Here is a 19,700-nt window from a genome sequence, read left to right as displayed (position 1 = left end):
CGCCCTTACGTCCTCTTGCAAGGGAGCGGCGCTGTGTAACCCATACACCTGCTGCCGGCCTTTATTGCACGACGACCGATCGCTTCAGTCGGGGCTCGGTCGCTCGAAAAAGAACTCGGGCTGCGAATACTATGTTGCGAGCGTCGGCGCCACCCGATGCCCCCAGCATGCGTTACCACGCATACTTGACCCCCAGCCGTCCGATGAACGCGTGGTAAGACTGACTGCCGAACTGCCATCCGGCGTTGCCCCAGCCAGTCCATCCCTTGCCCTGCTCGACGTTGATGCCGATCTTTATCTCGTAGCGGTTCTGCGGATACATGTCCCGTAACGATACCTGGTTGAAGGTGAGGACGTTGTCCACTGCGTCGTGCCACCAGTTGACCGTGAGATAAGGCTGCGTGCGTTTGCCGGAGTCGTGAATCCAGGTTCTGTGCAGACGGACCCCAAGGCGCGTGATCCAGCCGCTGCCGTCTCCGCCGTCGATGCGGGTACCGTTGGGTTCCGTCACACCGTTCTCATGCCCGCGAACAAAGATGACCTGACCCTGAGGCTCGATGACCCAGTCGCGCTCATGACGTGCATACCAGGCATAGCCAGTCTCGGCGGACAGCGCCAGCACGCGGGAGTCGTACTTTACGGTGGGCAGCGATTGGCCGTTCACGTGGTTGGTGTACCAGCCATACTGGGCCCAGAGATCGGTGTACCAGCCGAGCCGAGACTTGTCATTCTGGAACCAGGTTCCGTACACCCCCACATTGACGCCTTGCACATCGCTGTCTGCGGTCGCGGGATTGCCTGCGGCGCGACCCGTGCTCGAGCCCCAGCTATATCCGAGCATGCCACCCACGTGTATGCGGTCATCGCCGCGGAATACTGACCAGCTCGCCACGTCGCCACCGCCCTGAAGCATCCAGACATCGCTGTTCACGTCGAAGTTGCCATCGCGGCTGCGCGAGCCGATGTCCTTGCCTACCAGCCGGACCCATCCCGCGCCGCGTTTCTGGTCATCATTGTCGAAGCGTTGCTGCTCGGTCCACTGCGGCTCTCCCAGTCGGTCGTGCAGGCTGTGCACCAGGAACCCCGCAGCCAGTCGCTGATTGGCCAGATAGGCGGCAACCTCGGGGCGATACAACGGTGTTGGGGGCACTGGAATGACGTCAGGGTTGGGCGGAGGAACGGGGGGCGCGGGCGTCTGATCCGAGCGCAGGTACCAGGCCTGTGGATTGGAGCTGTCAATGCTGCTGCGGAATAGGCGATATTCGTATGGTCCGGCAACCGCGCGTCCGGATAGTACGAATGCGCTCGCAGTGGTCGTGCCGCCATTGACGGCATCGACGACCATGATGCCGTTGGCCTGTGTCAGCGCGCCCGCACCGCCTGCGTTGGTGATGCGCAGCCCGGTGCCGCCCGTTGCCTTACCGCCGTCGATGACCAGCTTGTCCGAAGGCGAGTTGTCCGCGGCGAGCACGGTGTTGAGTCCAATCAACGCACCATTGGCCCCTGCATAATTGCTCACTGTCAGCGTCTTAAACGCTCCCGCGACCGGAGTAGAGAAGAGAATGCGGCTCGCGTCGTTGGTGAGATTCGTCAGGTTCGAGTTTCCCGTCAGGTCCCACTGGGTGCTGTTGCGTAAGGTAACGGTTGATGTGCTTCCTGGCATGGTGATAGCTGACCCTATCAGCATCGATCCGGACGCATCAACCGTGGCAAAGGTATCCAGAGCCTGAGGAGTTTTTGCGATAGTGGAGAGGGCTCCGGCTGAAAGCAGCAAGTCTGCGGGCGGCGTCGATGGATCCTCTCCGGGCGGCACGGGCTCCGGTCGGGCGATAGGATTTTCTGGTGCGGGAAGCGTCGGGAAGTCTGCTGGCGTGCCGACACGGAGCCACTCGCCGCTGCCAGAGACCGTCGAGTTGACGAGCGAGACGGTACCGGCGCCGGCGATTGCGATGGTCGGCCCACTGCGATTGCTGAGCGCCGACGTCGTGAAATCCGCAGAGGTGGGACTCATATCCGCGGCAACATACAAGGCGGCAGCGTTGGCATTCGTCGCCGTCACCGTGGCGTTCGTGCCGCTGATGCGGCCGCTGTCTCGCGCCACCCCGCCATGTGCCGCGATGCCACTTGTCGTTACCGTTGCACCGTTGAGAATCACGAGGCTTTGGTCACCGAGGGCGAGCATGCCATGGGCGGCCGAACCCTCAGTTGTGACGTTACTACCTTGCAGTGCCTCGACTTTTCCTTTGAGCACCGCGCGCAAACCGACCGCCCCGGCTCCATGCGTGATGACGGAAGTGTTGTCATTGAGCGTGACGGTTGCCGGGATCGCAAGCGAGGTCTGCGCCTGTGCCTGGGCACCGTGAGCGATTTCACCGAACGTCTCGATCGCCGATGCGTTAGCGACGACGACGGCCTGTCCAGGCTTAGTTGGGTCAACCCCCGCGTAGACGCCAATTGCATTGCGCCCATCAGTGAGGACGGTTGAACGATTCAATGTGACCGTACCCCCGTCGTCGGCGGCGACGCCAATCGCTTCATCGCCATGGGTGTGTATCCCGAGATCATTGGCAATGAGGCGCGCATTTGGGGTATTTGCGGCGATTCCCTTGACACGCTGGCCACGTTCCGTCGTGCCGAATGTGTCGACGGTACCTCCATTGATCGTCGCGAGCGCGTCGGTACCGACATACACGCCAGGGGCATTCGCGTTGCCGGTGCTTATGATGGCGGTGTTGTGCGTGGTTGCCGTTGTGTTCACGCCTCCAACAGAGAGTGTCGGCACCTGGCCGCTGTTCTCCAGACGCCCCCCGTCAATGGTGACGCTGCCACCGGCTCCGGCGGCGACCGCGTTGCTGATTGCACTCGTGACAGTGGTATTGGTCAGGCTTACGCTCGCCCCGTTGGTTACCCACACACCGCGAGATGTTGCCGAGCTGATGGTGCTGCTCGAGATTGCGGCGCTGCCACCGTTGTCTGCAAAAACGCCGTTCGAGTTACTGCCGCCCACTGCCAGGATCGTTGCATCCGATACAGTAGCTGTCGAACCCACATCTGAGACAAACAGACCATGCGACTGGTTGCTGACGCCGCCGCTGAGGATTGTGTTGGCACCCCGAATCACCAGCGTGCCACCCGATAAGGCGCTCGCCGCGGCTGCGGGGCCGCTGACCGCGTTGCCGGCGCCGGTGGCAGCGAGCGTGCTGCTGACCAGCGTCACGGTACCGCCGAGCTCCGCGCGGGCGGCATTCGAGAAGTTTGAGGCAGCTGTGACGTTGATCCCGGTCGCAAAGATGTTGCTGTTTGCGCCGCTGGCGACCAGCCCATGATTGAAGTTTCTGCCGCTACCGGCGCTGCCAATGTTAATGGTGGTGTTGCTGAGCGTGACTGTGCCGCCGTCCTCGGCCCTGACCGCCGACAGGGAAACACCGGCAGCGGGTCTCATATTGATCTGTACGGAATCGGCAAAGATGGAACTCCCGGCACCAGTCGCGCGCAGGCCGATCTGGCCATTGGCTAGCGCGGCGGTGTTTGATGTCGTGTTGACGCTCCCGCCATTGAAGTTGATTCGCGCGCCCGCAAGGGCGTTCACGCCGATGGCATTCGCTACGGAGAGGCCGAGCGTTGTTCCGTTGTCCGTCAGGTTCGCGCCGGTGCCGGTACCAGTCATGGCAATCGGATTGGCTGCGGTGGTACTGATGGACGCGGCACCCACAGTACAAGTGTCGGTTGCAGACACTTGGCCCGTGCCGATCGTCGTGCATGTTTGCGCGTCTGCCTCGCTTGTGAGACCGGCGACAGCAACCCCAACTAGCAGGTAGTGAGCGTTATGGCGTCCGTTCGGCCGCGCCGCACCTGTCGCCTTTGCTTGGTGAATGCTCTTCATCGTGCCTCCCTTGTGCCGACGTTGAGCTATTTCATGTTCGTCGGCTGGTTCGTCCTCCGCCGCCGCAACCAACTCAGGTTGGACGTTGTGCGAATGAACGACAAGCGATCACTGGCTGCAGACGGGAGTCGGCAGGGAAACGTCGGTCGCGCCGACGGTGCATGTGCGATTCGAGGTTGGTATGTTCCGCTATCACCCCGGCGTAGAGAATCGCCTCGCCATCTTTTTCCATGTTGTTATTCCGCTCGAGCTCATCTTTTGCCCAGCCCGGGACCTTCTCCTTCCCGTGACGGAGGCTTGTTGCACGGGCAAAGCGGAATGGCGGATGGGATGCATATACGTCATCAAAGCGGGGACATGTCATCGCACGCTCGCAGACGCTTGTTGCGTGAGCCCCCGGGAGTGGGCCGGCATTTACGTGCGTTCCCAGCATGGATGGTGTGACGCAAACCATAGGGAACAGATAGCGCCTCGTATCGGGGGCCACTGAAATCTCCGCGCTGAACCCAACACATTGGATGTTCCCGAGCTTGGTCGAGATGCATATCCTGATGATGTCATGGCGAAGTTGATGTGGAAGTGAAGAATTCCACGCGGCGTTATTATTATTTTCTAATGAAACAGTGAGTCGCTGTTTGAAGCTGATTCTGACATATCAGGTTCATCGTATGACGGGGTGCGACGTTGTCCTGTATCGTCGAATGGTCTGATTGCCGAGAGATGCCAGCACGCATTTCGGATCGCTCCGCAGCAGGCTGCATTACCGCAATCCACAGGCTTCCATCGTCTTCTGCGACGCTACCAGTTAGCTTTCCGGCTCCATGATCTGTTCTCCTGCGTAGTCAGGATTGACGTCCGGCAGTGGCGCCTCACGCAAGGTCGGTGCGATTTATTGACGATACCGACGCTAACGATATCGGCCATGCCGTCACGAGGAAGGCAATGAAGAGGCATAGCACCGTCCGAAGCGCCGCCCGCGGATCCACCAAGCATGCGAGCACCTGTTCGCTACGTCCTTCCCCATACAGGCACCAGGTGCAAAAGTGTTCGCAGTTGTTGGTCAGCAGCCGGTAACGATTCTCGCCCAGACGCGACCGTGCACGCTGCACGGCTTCCTGACGGACGTATGCGGGGGCCGCATGGGGTGCGAACAAGACCTCGTGCCCAGCCGCGAAATGCGTGATGCTGACTTCCTCAATGGGGCCACGACGTAGCGCTCCGGCAAGACCTGCGTAATGCACAACGTTGCCATCTCCCACGTAGATGCCGTGATGGCTATAGCCACGACGCGGCGAGATGAGGTGCGCACCGATCGGCGGCTCCGTGCTGGCTTCGGGATAGCGTCGCGTCAGGCGTGCCGTGGCGCTGCGCGCTGGGTCGGAGATCGGTTGGCGGTCCATTTGAATGTCCAGACAATCACGAAGAATTGACTGGAGCGTAGGCCGCGCCATGCATCAATGAAAATTAAACATTTTTACGTATTGCATAAATTATTGTTTATGCAATGTTTTTCGCTGCTCAATGATAAGCAATCCATATATTGCCGGCGACGTCGGGCGCAGAGGTTTCCACGTCGCGTCACCGCTTGCGGGAGGTCGTCAACGGACTGGGCCATCGGCCAGACAGGGCTGACGTTCACTGCGTGGCGTCAGCGCGCTCGGCTAGCAGTGCTGGAGCTGCTGGCGGCGTGTGAGACGGTCGCGAGCGTAGCGTAGCTCTTGAACTCGGCTTAACAACGTGAGCGCTTTCATCGCGTTGTTCAGGCGTACTTCGGGCACGGCGCCGGTACGCTACTTCGGGGCTAATCTGAGGACGCTCACCCTGTAACTAATTCCCTGTCGTCGCGTGCGACTCGTCGGAGCCATCCGGCGTTTTCGCCATCTTCAACATGTGCTTCACTCCGGTTGGGGGCAGAGCGCTATGAAGGCACACGACCCGCTTGCGCCCACTTGTCTGAACCTTCATCGTCGGAGACTAGGGCAATAGTGCAACCGCAATCGCCGCAGATATATCGAAATCCGCTGCCTGCAGCACTAGATGCCTGAAGGCGGCTGCCAATTAATTGGGAATGGGGAGGCTTATGTCCGGGTTGTCCAAACATATCCTCGCAAAGGCGACATGGGAGCACGGCGTTTCGGTATGCGGCAATTCAACGAGTTTGACTATATCAGTGCTCATCGGAACCGGCACGCCAGCTGTCCGGCCTCTGCATTGTTCGTGTTAGACGCACAAGTGCACGGCACGTAAACGGGAAACCGGCGGCTCGAGCCGCCGGTCTCTTCTTGCACCCTCATGCGCGGCGGGAGGGTCCGCGCATGAGGGGCCGGAGCAACTATCGATCAGACCAGCGCGCCGTCGGTGTACACGTCACGTTGGCCGTTACGGGCGCCATCGACAAACGGGTTGCGCGGACGGTTGATGTCGCGGGCACCGTCGGTGTACGGGTCAACCTTGCGGGCGGGTTCGGCGGAGACCCCGGTGCGGTCCAGGCCGGCTACGAGGCGAGCACCGTCAGTGTAGGGGTCGGCCTTGCCGACCCGTGCGCCATCGGTATAGCCATCACGGTTGCTGATGCGGGCACCGTCGGTGAATGTGCTGCGCGGTTCGCTGATCGTGCGGGCACCGTCGAGATACGGGTCGCGGCTACCCTGAGCAGCTTGAGCGGCACCACCGATGAAAGCGGCGGCAAGGGCGGCGGCGGTAAGGATGGTCTTGGCGTTCATGATTTGCTCCTGGCTTTGGGCCGCTTCTGTCGGCCCGGTATCTGTTTCAGGGATCTTTTTCCGTTGTACATCTACTACTAGGTAGATGATCGGGTTCAAAAAAAGACCGTCTATCCGGTACTTGTCTAACTGCTCTGCTGCGGGTCCGATGCTGCTGTCCGGTGCTTCTGTTTGCTGCCGGGCAGTGCAACGGCGTCCATGTGGGGAATATTATCTACTACTAGATAGATAAGCAAGAGGTAAGCTTAGAGGACTTGCTCTAACGCTGCCTCGGCGCCCGCGCAGATAAAAAATGTGCGCATTAGTTCGCCCAATCGCGTGTGAGCATAGGCAGCGCCGCGCGGTGCCGAAATGCGCAGGTGACCGACGACAAACCAGCTGCCTTTCTTTAGCGCGATCCGGCGTTCGTGCGACGGCATCAAAGGAGGTCGAGTAATACATCGACGGCGAGACGTCCGCGGCGAGTGCCCGCATCCTCTGCGGCTCCGCGCGTGAGATAACCACTCACGGGTGAATGGGGGCCGCTCTTCAGTTCGCCTTGGTCGTCTATGACAACGACTTCGTAGCCCCAGTTGGGATCCATGGGGGAGGCCGGTCGGAACACAAGCGCATGCAGGGTGAATCCCCGGTACGGCTGCGATGTATGTCCTTCGCTATTGTCCAAAACCATCCTAGGTAGCCCTCCACAGCCAAGCGGCGGTGCCAGCAATCGGCGTGAGGAGGGATTGGAACCATCGTAGCTGTGCCCCCCGGAAGTAGATGTCGGTGCCTGTCCGACAGCATGCCCCGTCACGCCCCCGGACCTCTTGACGGCTATGGTAACTTTGCTAAGTTGAATATGGGCGCACCGTCCACACGCTCGTTACGCCCGCTGTCAGCTCAGCTCTCGTTCCTTGCTACGTCATGAACATCCGCCTTGTTCGCAATCGGGACCGCGCATTGTTTTTGCCGGCGCACCGCAGACTTCTAGATTGCCCGCTTGATCTCCAGCAGTGGCTCGGACAGCCCGAATACGAGGCCCTCACGGAACTCGCCGACGACACGCCGATGGTCGGCATTTATCCGCCGACAGTTCTAGCGGAACTGCGGCACTTTGGTTTCTGCGCTTTAGACCTGCATGGAATTGTCCGCACGTTCAGTGCCATCGAAACAAGCGTCACTGCCGCCCACCTCGTCGTCCCGGAAGAACGTTAGAGATACCTTCGCGCATGGCGGCGTAGCAGCCATTTGGGCGTCGACAGTCATGCGTCATCACCGCTCAGCGCGAGGCGCCCAACAATAGTCGGAGTCGTTGCACGTCGCAGCGACAACTCACGGCTCGAGTGCACCGGGACCGACTTCAGCCGCATGTCGTGTTTTCGGGTCGCCTCCAGGCTAGATTTACCGCGACCTTTCTCCTCTCTTCGACCCAGGGTCCCCTATACTGATACTGTATATTTGTACAGCATACTTGGAGAGGCCATGCTTTCGGAACTTGCAACTTGCCCGTTGTGCGGCGCTGACGCAGGGCGAGTGCGGTCATCTCATCTGCGGGGCTACAGGTATTCGTGCGCGAAATGTGGTGTCTTTGGCATAGAAGCGGCCGCGCTAGGCTCGAAGGGTATGCTCGTATCGGCACGAGAAGACGTGGCTCGCCTCAGAGCCTATGGTCATCTGCCGTGCATCCAAAGAGTGCGGCAGGGTTTTCGAATCAGTGCTGGCCGAGCGTAGCGCTGGTAGTGTCACCCTAGAATGCCGCACCGTAAAAGGATGCCCACTCTGCGGCTGGATTCCTGCGTAAGAAGACTGGGGAGGGCATACGACGCGGGCCGCGAGCGTCATGACCCTCGTCGCTCAGACGCGCATTCCAGCAATGCTTCCGCCATTCATTTCGTGGCAGCATCGGCGAGGATTCTGCGCGGAATACGCCCAGTGCGATCACGACTTCCACTTGCTCTGCGCCTCTTCTTCTCGCCCTCCTGCGATCTGCGGGTCGTCTTCCTGTCTTAGCCTGTGTCGATCCGCCTCGGAGTGACCCGTGTCGCATTCAGCCGTCACCAATCCCACTATGCGATGTATGACAGGTCCAGCCGCGACCACGACGGGAAGCATGATCAACCATCCGACGCCAAACGCTCGCACCCAATGCCCTAGGAAACTTCCCTGCGCAAGAAAAGGGGCGCTGCCAATGGAAGCTGCAATCGCGCATGTTAGCCCGGATTGAATGACGCCAAACACCAAGTGGCCATATCGTCGGGGTATGCGCAAACCGTTAAGAGCCATGTTAACTATTGGCGGCGGCGAGGCTGCGATGCACTTCGAGTGCGCTGCGTTCTACCCAATTGTGCTGCAGTAATCCATCCGGGCGTACATGCATAACTGCCGTACCGGTCATGCGGATAGGCGATTGGCAAGGGTGAGAGCCCATGAAGCCGTTGTTACGCCCGGTCACCACCCAGCGAGAAACCACACGGCTACCGGACTCGTCTTGGAAAGACTCCACAACTTCAAAGCGGAAATCATTAATGCTTGCCAGGAACCTGGCCACCCATTGTTTGAAGAGGGGGCGCGACTCGATGAGTACGCCCCCCGATGTAATGCCAAAATCTTCGGCAACAAGAGCGTCAATGGCATCGGGATTGCGAGATTGCCAGACCTCTTTCCAGAAGTTTTCGACGATGGCAACGGCGTTACGATGGGTCATGGTGTAGTCCGGCAGGGAAGGTGATGGAGCGAGTATTACGACTTCCTAAAAAGAAGACAAACGAATAATTTTTCTTCCATCTAGTTGAGTTACTTATGGATGGTGCGGGTGACGTCAAGCTGGATTTGCGCCGTGCTGAACCCGCTGAGGAATTCTGCCAAGTGGTCTGGCAATCGGATCGCGTTCAGGAGGCCGCGCGCGTATGGGGCGGAAGAGATGTGGCAGAAGTCGTGGGGGTTTGCGGCGCTCGAGATCACGGCGGCGCGTACCCCGACCACTCGAGAGTGGGCCCGCGAGAGGCGATCACGCTCGCACAGATTCCGGGGTGTTAACGAGCTTATCCGGCTTGCGAGTCCACGTCATGTCGGACGTTGTCCGATCTTTGCCAAAGCGCGTCGTCGGGCACGTTTTATCACCGGCAACGTGCAGGAAAACGACGCTAATCATTTCGGTGCGTGGCTCGTCGTTCGGTGCGGTAAGCTGTCAGCACACCAGTGGCTTCCATCGCTTCAGGGATCAAGATCTTCTCTTCGCATCGACCGTGATCAAAAGCCATCGAACCTTCGCACACCTGCTCATCGCCGTGCTCATCATGGTGGTTGTGGCGCTCATCTCAAGATGGCTTTTTCTTAAGTTCTCTCCTTATGCGACCGGCGGTTTCGAACGGGTACGCGACGCGACGCCGGAAAACGGCCCATGTATGCGCTTGTTAGGCCAGCAGCCTACTCGTCAGAGAGAGAGCAGGGAAGTCGGCGTGCGCACGCCCTGCCTGGAGTCATGAGGCACTTTCTTTAGTGAGCGTGGATTGCTGACGCTGGGCACGCCGGTACTGAGTGCGGCATGGATTGAGTGCCTTCGCAAAACAAGGCATGGCCGATATTGCCATCTCAGTGCTGCGGTGCCTCGAATTTTGGTTGCGGCATGAACGTTGCACGGACGTTTCGCATACCACCACGCGAATGCAAAGGAGATGGAAGTGCGTACTCTAGTGGCTTACTTCAACAACGCAGCCGACGCTGCCGAGTCCTACAAGGGACTGCGGGCCCTCTGCCCCGACTCAGCGGTTTCGCTGTACCCGATACCGGCCGTTGACAACCGACGCGGCACCTTGTTGGACAAGATCCGCAGCGTTGTAGTGGAGGTCGCGGGACTTTCGCCACGTTCGAATGCCGCTCCGATGAGGAACGAGCGGAATATGCTGATTGTCAATCGCGTGCCGGAGAGCGTTCTATGGGAGGCCTTGGCCTCTTTGAGGCTCCTCGAAGCCCGCGTTGAGGTCACGCCGGCGCAGCCGCCGGCAAAAATGTCATTGCACGCCCTTTGAGCGGCAGATCCCGATCGACGGAGGCACCCATGGCGCGCGCACTCATGAAGCCGATAGCATTGGGGCCCTCCGCTGTCAGGTACTCCGCTGGCCTGGTCGTACTTCGTCGTTTGGAAGGCGAGTGGCACTGTCTCGTACTGCGAGCGTTCCGGAACTGGGATCTTCCCAAGGGGATGCCGGAGGCCGGGGAAGAGTTATTGCAGACCGCGTTACGGGAGGCCACGGAGGAAACAGGCCTGATAGATCTGGATATGCGGTGGGGGAGCGACTATCGAGACACCGCTCCTTATGCGAACGGAAAAGTCGTACGCATTTATCTTGCCGAATCTCAGCATGGGGCCGTGCGTCTTCCTGTCAATCCTGCGCTAGGTCGCCCGGAACACCACGAGTTCAGGTGGCTAACAACCTCTGCCGCGGCGTTGCTGCTTCCGGCGAGGTTCGACTCCATACTAAAGTGGGTCGATCACATGTTAGCCAACTAAAACGAACGACTGCCCGCCGACCTCGAGCCCTATACCTGCTCCAACCGATGATAGCGCGGCTGCGGTAAGTCAATGGCGATCAAGTCGCCAGCGCTTACTACTCCACCGGCAAGCACAATTGCCATGACGCCAGCCTTGCGCACGAGTGCTCCCGATGCGTCGCGCCCGAGTACCTTGGCCAACAAGCCGGGCTGAAATCGCTCGATCTGCGAACATGGATTGCGCAACCCTGTTAGCTCGACGACGGCGTCCGCCCCAAGGCGCAGTAGAGTTCCGGTAGGAAGCGCGTGCAAATCGACGCCTTCCGTGGTGACGTTTTCGCCAAGGGCGCCAGGGGCAACCGTGAAGCCGGACGCGGCCAAAGTCCGGTGTAACTCGGCGCCGATCAGATGAATCTGGCGGAGGTTGGGCTGAGTGGGATCGACACGAACACGCGAGCGGTGTTGCACCGTGCTCCCTGCATGCGCATCCCCCTCAACGCCGTGCCCGGCCATTAACCGAATGCTGGTCTGCACGTGTTTGCTAAATTCATGCTTAGGGCTACCGGCGACCGCTGCGACTACCGCCACGCCTGACGCATTACCTTCGATCATGCATTCTCCACTGTCGAGATATCACCAACATGTCGTGCGAAGCCCCTCCCCTGGATTGCCTCAGTTCAGGAGAGGGTTGGGGCATGAGGTTGACAACCCCGGCGCGCAGTTAGGCTTGTTTCTGACTCGGAGGAGTGTCTGCCCCAATCCCGAATCCTACAAGGAAGAGTTTCGTTACCGGTACGAATCCGAACGCGATCTCGTTGACCTCCGGTCATTTTGCTTGAGGCACTCGTGTGATGCAGGGTGGAGGCCGCAGCTGCGATCGTGACTTCGTCGAGTCGTTCGCGAGTTCGGATTGGTATGGGCCTTGCGTCAAGAAACTCGTGGCATTCAGCCGCGAACACGGAGTCCACCATGGTAGAACAATCGCATTCGGGTCAGAGTCCTCAGCAAGAAAAGGCTCCGCAACCGTTAGAGAACGAAGGCAGCGGAGAAGGGGCAGACAATCCTTCGATCGAGCAGCAAGAACGGGACATCCCGCCGGAAGGCCAGGAGGATCCGATCGACAGCGCGATTCAGAAGGGCGATGAAGTTGGCGAGAAACGTGACCCGACGCAAGGTCACGGCCGCGGGAAGGAAGACCCGAGCGCGTGATATATGCATCTGGGCATGATCAGAACGGGGCGGCGACGCGCTGACCCTGCTGGGCGCCGATGCTTGGGTCGTTAGAGAAATTTGTGGCCGGCTCGCTTGAGCACTTCGTGCTCAATCCTGATTCCAGCAAGGCTGATCACGAGTCCACAGGGTTGGGCTGACGCACGAATGAGGCTTGTGTCCTCTGCATCGACCACCGATCTTCGGAGCTGATATGTCCCCTTCAATGTCAATTCAGCCGCTGCGCTTTGACCGATCGTTCGAGCAAGTGCCGAAGGACGAGGCCGAAACCGTGAGCAAGCTGATCGCGGTGTTGCACGAGATTCAGCAGGTCACCGCGCGTGACTATGGGTATGCCGTCCGCAGCGTTCACGCCAAAAGTCACGGCGTGCTCGAGGCAGAGATGGAGATCTTCCACGATCTGCCCGAGCCGCTCAGGCAGGGAATATTTGCTCATTCCTGGCTACATCCGGTGGCGATGCGGCTGTCGACGAATCCCGGCTATCTTTTGGACGACAGTGTTTCTACACCCCGTGGTCTGGCCATCAAAATTGGGAACGTTGAGGGAGAGCGGCTGCCGGGCAGCGAAAGGCATGCGACTCAGGACTTTGTGATGGTAAATGCGCCAGCATTCTCGGCGGCGACGCCAAAAAAGCTCCTCTCGAATCTAAAGATCCTCGCGAAAACAACAGAACGTGCGCACAGAGGGAAGAAAGCCTTGTCCGCATTACTGCGAGGCGTAGAAAAAGCGATCGAATCGGTCGGTGTGGAAAGCGCTGCGATCAAGAGCCTGGGTGGCCATCCACCCACGCATATCCTGGGTGAGACGTTTTACACCTGCGTCCCGATCTTGTACGGTCCTTACTACGCCAAGCTGAGCATTGCCCCTGTATCGCCCGAGCTTGTGGCCTTGGTCGACTCGCGGATTAAGCTAAGTGGGCATCCCGACGCTCTGCGAGACGCTGTCTGCGCGTTCTTCGCGAACCATGGTGCGGAGTGGGAAGTGCGTGTCCAGCTCGCCACGGACATCTTGAGCATGCCTATCGAGGATGCTTCCGTCGAATGGCCGGAGGACCAGAGTCCCTATGTTGCCGTCGCACGCATTCGTGCGCAGCCGCAGGACGCTTGGACTGAATCGAGCGCGGCTGCCATCGATGATGGCATGTCGTTCAGTCCCTGGCACGGCCTGGCTGCGCACCGCCCCCTTGGCGGGATCATGCGCGTCCGCCGGCAGACTTACGAGGCATCGGTGGCATTTCGGCGGGATTTCAACCATTGTCCCGTGCACGCCTGACGGCGGTCACTATCGGTTGAGATTGTCCGCTATCGCCACTTAGCGGCATAGTCTATGCGGTGCGGTGAAGACGATTGCTGCCAATTCCCGTGATGCTGTCGCTGGCTGCTGGCGATTGCCTGATTCGGTCGCCTGGGATCGTGGCGGACTTTGGGCAAGGTTGGGCAGCTTATCTTCCTCTGGACATCGATGATTGTCGGCCTTCCGTTGCCGTCGCGCGCTCTAGAGCGATTTAAGATCGGTCACGGTATAGGACATGGAGAGGCGGAAGCCCGTGCCAACACGCACCGGTGCCAGATCTGAGACTTCCTCGTTCGGTACGGAAGGCAAGTTGAGCTGGGCTTCACCAGCCCATACATCCACTATCCGCGGATTATCCGTGATCGATACGACGAGTTCGTGAACGGCCGGATTGTCATGCTGGCCCGCAGCGAGGCGTGGGAAGTGTCGCAGATTGACGATTGGACGTCCTGCCAACCCCACGGTCGACGGATCACCAACCTTGTTCGTCAACTTGATCTCGGCGCGCGCAATGCGCTGACCTGCTGTGGATGCCGTAGCGGCGAACCGCGCGCCCGGTGCCACTTGCGCAGCGGCAAGACTGGGAGCCGAAAATGTACGTGTTTGATGCACTGCGCCCAGACGCTTCGGAAAACCTTGAATCAAGCCACGCATCATGGCCGAATCGTTGTCGACGAAGATGTACGGGCAGAATGCCACCGGCTTTCCAGCATGCAACGCGTCGACCAGGACGAAGAATTCCCGATACTGATAACGGGCGGGGTCCAGCAACTCATCGTTTTCACCGGTAAATTGCCAATCGACAAAGATCGCCGTGGCGTGGCCGGGAGATTCCGGGTCAAGGATCAGTCCGGCAGGCAACACCGCCGCGGCGGCAGCAGGATCCGCCCAGAATTCGACGATCAGGAAATCGCCGGAATAATGCCATGGAGGAGGCGGTGCAATGCTGGAGAGGCCTCGGGGAGAAAGGGGAACAGCATAGGGTTTGGACATCATGAACTCCAGAGTCGTTGTAAGGAAAATCGAGGGCGCTGCCTCATTGCTGGCTGGCCGCCGAGTTACGCCGGCGAGCCCGTTCCCGGTGACCAATTTTCACTAGCCACTTCAATGAGGTTGATGAAAACATCGGGCTTCACGCCCGGCTCAGTGCCCAGCCTTGCCACCGGTCGCGATAAAGCCACTGCTTGTCCTCTGCGGACCGGCCGGCCGCCAGCGTGATCGGGATCAGCAACAAAGCAGACGAGCGTGCACACGGATAGATCTCGTGGCCGGACATTTGGGCCATTGACATGGCTGCTGCCTCGTCAATGGGATGCATCGGGGTACGAGTCGATAGTAGAAACTCTCGTTCGATGTAACAATGCAGTTGCCAAAGAAACTCTGTTGCGTCATGCGTAAGAATCTCGACTACGGACTACTTCATGCGATGACGGCGTTCCTGCGAGTCGTCGATTCGGGCAGCTTCACCGCGGCGGCTTCCCAGATGGCCCTAACCACGGCCCAGATCTCACGGCTGGTCTCCGGGCTGGAAGAGCGACTGCAGACAAAGCTGTTGCAACGAACCACCCGCCGGCTCGCCCTGACCAGTGCGGGCGAACGATACGCCAACCAGTGCCGCAGCATCCTTGACCTGGTGGCCGAGGCGGAGGGTGGGGTAGGCGGCGCCAGCGTCGAGCCGACGGGACGACTCAGGGTGCGCTGCATGGCGGGATTCGGGGAACGTTACGTGGTGCCGCTCGTATCGAAATACTGTTCGACGTATCCGAAGGTGATCGTTGAGTACAGCACCTCTCAACACATGCCGGATTTGATAGCCGAAGGTTTGGACGTCAGCGTGTATCTGGCACAACGGCTGCCGGACTCAAATCTGGTGGCGCAACAACTTGGGGAAGCTTATGGCGTCCTTTGCGCAGCCCCCGCCTATCTCGAGCGCCGTGGCACCCCCAAGTCGGTCAATGTGCTAGCGGAACATGCCTGCCTACGTATTGCCAACCCATCCACCACAGCTCAATGGACGATGACTGATGGGAAGAGCACGTTCAGGATGGACCCGACCGGTCCGCTGGTTGGCGATAATCCCGAAGTCGTACTTCATGCAGCGTGCAATGGATTGGGCATTGCCATGCTCCCCTTGTTCTCTGCTGTGGACCGTGTCCGCAGCGGTGAGTTGGTGAACGTGCTGCCAGAGTGGCGCTCGCCTGCCATCGGGGTCTACATATTGATGCCGTCGCGGCACTTTCTTGAGCCGAGGACCCGCGCCTGGATTGATCTACTGAAAAGTGATATTCCGGCAGCGCTGATGCGAGACGCCAAGAACGCGGACGATGCGAACAGCTCAAGATCAGGGCGGACCCGTCGTGCGACTCGCTGATACGTTCACCTCGCCGTCCCAGGGCGGGTCCGTAATCCGGCACAGGCGGTCGCGCTTCGCTGGCGAGGTGAACGACCCGTTGAGGCGTTGTTCAGCTGGGCTAACAGTGTTGCATGCAGCGCTTAGAATTTTGGCCCGGAGTTCGTTTCGACCTTTTTGCAGGTGCCATCGAAATCCTCGAACCCACTGGCAAGGGTCAGTTGGCCGTCATTCGATCGATCCGGACTTTCGCCCTGTTCACCATGTTCACCATGTTCAGTTTCAACGTACTGGTGATCTCCTGGTCCCCGAAGCTGTTGATGCCCGGCATGACCTCATGAAGTAATCGCATTCTCACGCTATTGGCTGCGATATCGACGTTTATGGAGCCATTGAAAAGTCATTGCCCGGTGGCTGAACCATTTGTGCTCTTGTTATTCGATGCGTCGCAACAGTAAGTGCCCATGCTTGTAGCAGCGCGATCCGCGCTGTGAGTAGGAAGCAATGCAGCCGTGCCGTCCTAGGTTCCTTTCTCCGGGTCTCTGGTTCGCGATGGCGGAAGGTATGCCTCAGCAACGAGCGCATCGATCAGGCAGCTTTGAGCAGATGCCTACAGCGCTAGGCACACCGTCCTGCAAGTCCTTCATTTCGCTCGTCCGGCCAGCATGTCGAGAACGGACAGACTCGCTTGCGCCCGGCAACTGATTCGTCGTGCAGGTTATCGGCACACTTTGTTCTGATAGCTCACCCAACGGGGGAAGCATCCACGGCTCCGAGAGTATTCGTGGTTTGGCGTTCTCCCGATTCCGAAGGCAGCTCAAAGCGACATCGAGCCTGTTCACCAGCCGCCGTTATCTGCGCCGCATCATCGTGGCAATCGCGACGGACACGTCCGCTGCTCGTGGCGCCGGTCATCACATTTCCCCACGCGCAGCCCGCAGGTGTTCCTTCGCGAACCAAGAGCGGATTGACCTCTCTGCAACGGAGAGCGGTGTTGCGGCGAACAGGCAAGCGCTTATTGCGACGGCGGATCGGGGCCCAGTCTTCTTTGACGCTTTCCGACAGTCGCAAATCGTTGCCACGCAGCACCGGTGGTTCCACCGTCACGCACACCGATTCAAGGCGTGCGCATCTATGGCAGGCGGAGGAGTTGCCCCGTCAAATTGCGGGCGATTCCCGTTGTTCTTTTGGGAGGATAGACGCGCGGATAGCATTGGGTGGCACGACATTCGCATGACCAGAGGCACCTCGGGCGCATCGTTCTTCTTATCGCGCATCCGTAACCTCTTTCACTGCCGCCATGACCGACTTAAGTGAACTGATTGGCACGACGATCACGCCACAACGCTCGTCTTCGGGACGCACGCGACGGCGTATTGCAGTGTTCCGGGCTCTGCAACTGGGCGACATGCTTTGTGCGGTGCCCGCGCTGCGTGCCGTACGTGAAGGCGAGCCCGACGCCCATATCACGTTGATCGGGTTGCCGTGGGCGAAAGAGTTTTCCCTTCGCTTCTCGCATCTTGTCGATGATTTCATGTCGTTTCCCGGCATGCCGGGGTTGCCAGGGCAGCCATATCGGCCAGCCGATGCCGAAGCGTTCTATCACGCCGCGCGCGCCCGGCAGTTCGACCTGGCCATACAGCTGCACGGTAGCTGCGCTCTGAGTAACGAGGTCGCGCGCCGGCTCGACGCGAAGGCACTGGTTGGATGCTGCACGTCAGCGGAAGAAGCGGGAGTGCACCGCGGCGGCAGGGAGCATCTTGTTCCGTGCCCTCAAGGCAGCGAAATAGAGCGTCTGCTTGTATTGCCCCGCGTTTTGGGTTATCCGAGCATTGAGAGTCGTCTCGAGTTTCCACTGGGGCCTGAGGACTACGCCGGCTGGAAACATATCGCGGGCGAGCATGATCTTCAGGCGGACGGCTATGTCTGCATCCATCCGGGGGCGCGAATGCTATCGCGGCGGTGGCCTTGGGAGCGCTACGCAGAGGTCGCGCGCATGCTTGCCGACCGGTGGCCGGTGGTGATTACTGGCGCCGCAGACGAACAGGCGCTTGCGCATCTGCTGTGCTCGCAAGTCGGCGTAGCAGTGATCAATCTTTGCGGAAGAACATCGCTTGGGGTGATGGGCGCTTTGATCGCCAATGCTCGGCTATTAGTCTGCAACGATACCGGCGTGTGGCATATTGCTTCAGCGACGGACACGCCCAGCGTCGTGGTGTCATGTGGAACGGACAGTTGGCGACGAGCACCGCTTGACGGGCGTCGGCACCGCATACTGGCGGACTATCCGCCGTGCCGCCCTTGCAGCTGGGAAAAATGCCCGCTCGGGCATGTCTGCGCGACGCACATCAGCGTCGAGGCGGTCATGCGGGAGATTGACTCGCTCACTACCGTGGATTGGGGGTTGAGTCATGCTTGCGCGGTGACATGATTCCGATGGTGTCTGTCCGTCGGGGTTGACCTGACACTTGGGCCGGACCTGCCCCAACGGGGGCCGCCGTCAGCCGCTGATACTGATATCGGTAAGTTGGGGCTGACGAAACTACAATCGATCGCTGGTCAACGACTGGCGGGGAACCTGGCCGTGCCTGCTCGCTGAAACTTCCATGAGCGAAAAGGCTCGATGGCGGCGATCAAATGCCGAGAGGCTGGAGGGCGCTGCGGCTCGCCAACGCGTACGGCGAGGCTCCCGTGTCATGCCTGCCGCAGGCGAGCATTGCCAGCAATCGGCGGAACCGTGACTGCCTGCCGAGTGAGATGCCAGGAAGTCAGAATTCATTGAATGGGCCCGCAGGCATCGGGATACTATGTGCGCATCGATCCCAGCTGTCTTCGGGCCTTGGCCGGGGGAGTAGGGAGATTTTTCGTCTAAGAGTTGGCATGTCGCATTCCGGTGCCTTACGAATTGCGGCAAGCACATGAGAGGGTAAGCGAGTCGTGTCACAGTCTGATGCGAATGATTCGCGACGAGGCTAAATGTAGGTGGGTCTGGAGCTTCCATGAGTGCAAACTACTTTTACACGAATGCTGCAGCTACGCTAGACGAATTCGAGCCCGAAATCCGGGCGTTTGACGCGGCGGGAATTGTGGTCGACCTTCGCCACGCTCGCTTCGAGCGCAGTGACGCATCTCTCTCTGCACTCGACAGACCGGAGATGCAGAACATGCTGCGGCGCGTTCGCAGGGGGGATACCATCATTACGCTGAAGCTCGCCAGCTTCGGGCGCAATATCCGCGAGGTACTCGAGACGCTCGCCCGTTTTAAAGCCCTTGGCGTCAGCGCACGATGCGTGGAACTCGGCGGCGAAGACCTTTTGGGTGCAGTCCCATCGCCGCCCATGCTTACCCTGATGGCGGTCAGCCGCCTCGAACGCCAATCGCGCAGCGCGCGCATGAAGGAGAGCGTCAGCGCGTCATTTGAGCGCGGAAATCGCCTTGGCCGCAAGCCAACTGTGTCCGCAGCGGCGCAAGATGAGATACTCGTGTCGCTTCGCCGGGGCAGGTCCGTCAGCGAGTTGGCTCGATTTTTCCAGGTGTCGCGCCAGACCATCATGCGCATCAGGGATCGGGGCATTGCCTAGCACCGCTCCTAGAAACGGCGGATCAACTCCTAGCGCTCGTTCTCGGGTCTCTTCACGGTTTTAGGCAGACTCGTATCCGCTGTTCCGCAGCACGGTTTGTCGAGCCGGCACCAATATTCTCCCCACATCTTCGATCTGATCGCGCAAAAAAAATCCCGTCCGAGGACGG

Annotated in this window: 18 protein-coding genes; 10 read left to right on the top strand and 8 right to left on the bottom strand. The window is 59.6% G+C overall.

The window, feature by feature from the left end; translation table 11 throughout:
• Positions 1 to 172: 172 nt before the first annotated feature.
• The 3 genes from LDO41_RS30300 to LDO41_RS30290 form a co-directional block, all read right to left on the bottom strand.
• Positions 173 to 3,883: an autotransporter outer membrane beta-barrel domain-containing protein gene (locus LDO41_RS30300; protein WP_223995010.1), complete on the bottom strand. Its 3,711-nt coding sequence runs from the start codon at positions 3,881 to 3,883 to the stop codon at positions 173 to 175.
• 869 nt (positions 3,884 to 4,752) lie between these two features.
• On the bottom strand, positions 4,753 to 5,283 hold the full coding sequence (locus tag LDO41_RS30295) for a lecithin retinol acyltransferase family protein (RefSeq protein WP_223995008.1): 531 nt from the start codon (positions 5,281 to 5,283) through the stop codon (positions 4,753 to 4,755).
• A gap of 939 nt (positions 5,284 to 6,222) precedes the next feature.
• The gene (locus LDO41_RS30290; RefSeq protein WP_223995006.1) at positions 6,223 to 6,606 is read right to left on the bottom strand and encodes a hypothetical protein; all 384 of its coding nucleotides are present in this window, start codon (positions 6,604 to 6,606) and stop codon (positions 6,223 to 6,225) included.
• Positions 6,607 to 7,509: 903 nt separating this feature from the next.
• Between LDO41_RS30290 and LDO41_RS30285 the strand changes: the two genes are divergently transcribed.
• Positions 7,510 to 7,800 carry a hypothetical protein gene (locus LDO41_RS30285; RefSeq protein WP_223995004.1) on the top strand — a complete coding sequence of 97 codons (291 nt, stop codon included), beginning with the start codon at positions 7,510 to 7,512 and terminating at the stop codon, positions 7,798 to 7,800.
• 723 nt (positions 7,801 to 8,523) lie between these two features.
• Here LDO41_RS30285 and LDO41_RS30280 read toward each other — a convergent pair.
• Positions 8,524 to 8,868 (bottom strand): DUF2798 domain-containing protein, encoded by a 345-nt coding sequence (locus LDO41_RS30280; protein WP_223995003.1) that lies wholly within the window; start codon positions 8,866 to 8,868, stop codon positions 8,524 to 8,526.
• A gap of 1 nt (position 8,869) precedes the next feature.
• Positions 8,870 to 9,289 carry an ester cyclase gene (locus tag LDO41_RS30275; RefSeq protein WP_223995001.1) on the bottom strand — a complete coding sequence of 140 codons (420 nt, stop codon included), beginning with the start codon at positions 9,287 to 9,289 and terminating at the stop codon, positions 8,870 to 8,872.
• Between the two features lie 361 nt (positions 9,290 to 9,650).
• Between LDO41_RS30275 and LDO41_RS30270 the strand changes: the two genes are divergently transcribed.
• The 3 genes from LDO41_RS30270 to LDO41_RS30260 all read left to right on the top strand — a co-directional run bounded on the left by LDO41_RS30270 (position 9,651) and on the right by LDO41_RS30260 (position 11,095).
• On the top strand, positions 9,651 to 10,070 hold the full coding sequence (locus LDO41_RS30270; protein WP_223994999.1) for a hypothetical protein: 420 nt from the start codon (positions 9,651 to 9,653) through the stop codon (positions 10,068 to 10,070).
• A gap of 195 nt (positions 10,071 to 10,265) precedes the next feature.
• Entirely contained in the window at positions 10,266 to 10,613 is a 348-nt protein-coding gene (locus LDO41_RS30265; protein WP_223994997.1) for a hypothetical protein, read from the top strand.
• A gap of 29 nt (positions 10,614 to 10,642) precedes the next feature.
• On the top strand, positions 10,643 to 11,095 hold the full coding sequence (locus LDO41_RS30260; protein WP_318036308.1) for an NUDIX domain-containing protein: 453 nt from the start codon (positions 10,643 to 10,645) through the stop codon (positions 11,093 to 11,095).
• Positions 11,096 to 11,124: 29 nt separating this feature from the next.
• Here the strand turns inward: LDO41_RS30260 and LDO41_RS30255 are convergent, their stop codons facing one another.
• The gene (locus LDO41_RS30255) at positions 11,125 to 11,688 is read right to left on the bottom strand and encodes an MOSC domain-containing protein (protein ID WP_223994995.1); all 564 of its coding nucleotides are present in this window, start codon (positions 11,686 to 11,688) and stop codon (positions 11,125 to 11,127) included.
• Between the two features lie 357 nt (positions 11,689 to 12,045).
• Here LDO41_RS30255 and LDO41_RS30250 point away from each other — a divergent pair, with 357 nt between their 5' ends.
• Together LDO41_RS30250 and LDO41_RS30245 are read left to right on the top strand one after the other, a co-directional pair.
• Positions 12,046 to 12,285, top strand: a complete 240-nt coding sequence (locus LDO41_RS30250) for a hypothetical protein (protein ID WP_223994993.1) — start codon at positions 12,046 to 12,048, stop codon at positions 12,283 to 12,285.
• A gap of 214 nt (positions 12,286 to 12,499) precedes the next feature.
• Positions 12,500 to 13,579 (top strand): catalase family protein, encoded by a 1,080-nt coding sequence (locus tag LDO41_RS30245; protein WP_223994991.1) that lies wholly within the window; start codon positions 12,500 to 12,502, stop codon positions 13,577 to 13,579.
• A 222-nt stretch (positions 13,580 to 13,801) separates the two neighbouring features.
• Here the strand turns inward: LDO41_RS30245 and LDO41_RS30240 are convergent, their stop codons facing one another.
• Together LDO41_RS30240 and LDO41_RS30235 are read right to left on the bottom strand one after the other, a co-directional pair.
• Positions 13,802 to 14,596, bottom strand: a complete 795-nt coding sequence (locus tag LDO41_RS30240; protein ID WP_223994989.1) for an acetoacetate decarboxylase family protein — start codon at positions 14,594 to 14,596, stop codon at positions 13,802 to 13,804.
• A gap of 136 nt (positions 14,597 to 14,732) precedes the next feature.
• Entirely contained in the window at positions 14,733 to 14,891 is a 159-nt protein-coding gene (locus tag LDO41_RS30235) for a tautomerase family protein (protein ID WP_223994987.1), read from the bottom strand.
• A gap of 99 nt (positions 14,892 to 14,990) precedes the next feature.
• Here LDO41_RS30235 and LDO41_RS30230 point away from each other — a divergent pair, with 99 nt between their 5' ends.
• The 4 genes from LDO41_RS30230 to LDO41_RS30215 all read left to right on the top strand — a co-directional run bounded on the left by LDO41_RS30230 (position 14,991) and on the right by LDO41_RS30215 (position 19,531).
• Complete coding sequence (locus LDO41_RS30230) at positions 14,991 to 15,971, top strand: LysR family transcriptional regulator (RefSeq protein WP_223994985.1); 981 nt, start codon at positions 14,991 to 14,993, stop codon at positions 15,969 to 15,971.
• 113 nt (positions 15,972 to 16,084) lie between these two features.
• Positions 16,085 to 16,291, top strand: a complete 207-nt coding sequence (locus LDO41_RS30225; protein WP_223994983.1) for a hypothetical protein — start codon at positions 16,085 to 16,087, stop codon at positions 16,289 to 16,291.
• A gap of 959 nt (positions 16,292 to 17,250) precedes the next feature.
• The gene (locus LDO41_RS30220; RefSeq protein ID WP_377745040.1) at positions 17,251 to 18,381 is read left to right on the top strand and encodes a glycosyltransferase family 9 protein; all 1,131 of its coding nucleotides are present in this window, start codon (positions 17,251 to 17,253) and stop codon (positions 18,379 to 18,381) included.
• Positions 18,382 to 18,949: 568 nt separating this feature from the next.
• The gene (locus LDO41_RS30215; protein WP_223994981.1) at positions 18,950 to 19,531 is read left to right on the top strand and encodes a recombinase family protein; all 582 of its coding nucleotides are present in this window, start codon (positions 18,950 to 18,952) and stop codon (positions 19,529 to 19,531) included.
• The last annotated feature ends 169 nt before the right edge of the window (positions 19,532 to 19,700 follow it).

This window comes from Cupriavidus pampae (assembly GCF_914271485.1).
In the GTDB taxonomy this organism is placed as follows: domain Bacteria; phylum Pseudomonadota; class Gammaproteobacteria; order Burkholderiales; family Burkholderiaceae; genus Cupriavidus; species Cupriavidus pampae.
This window is presented reverse-complemented; position numbering and strand designations above follow the sequence as displayed.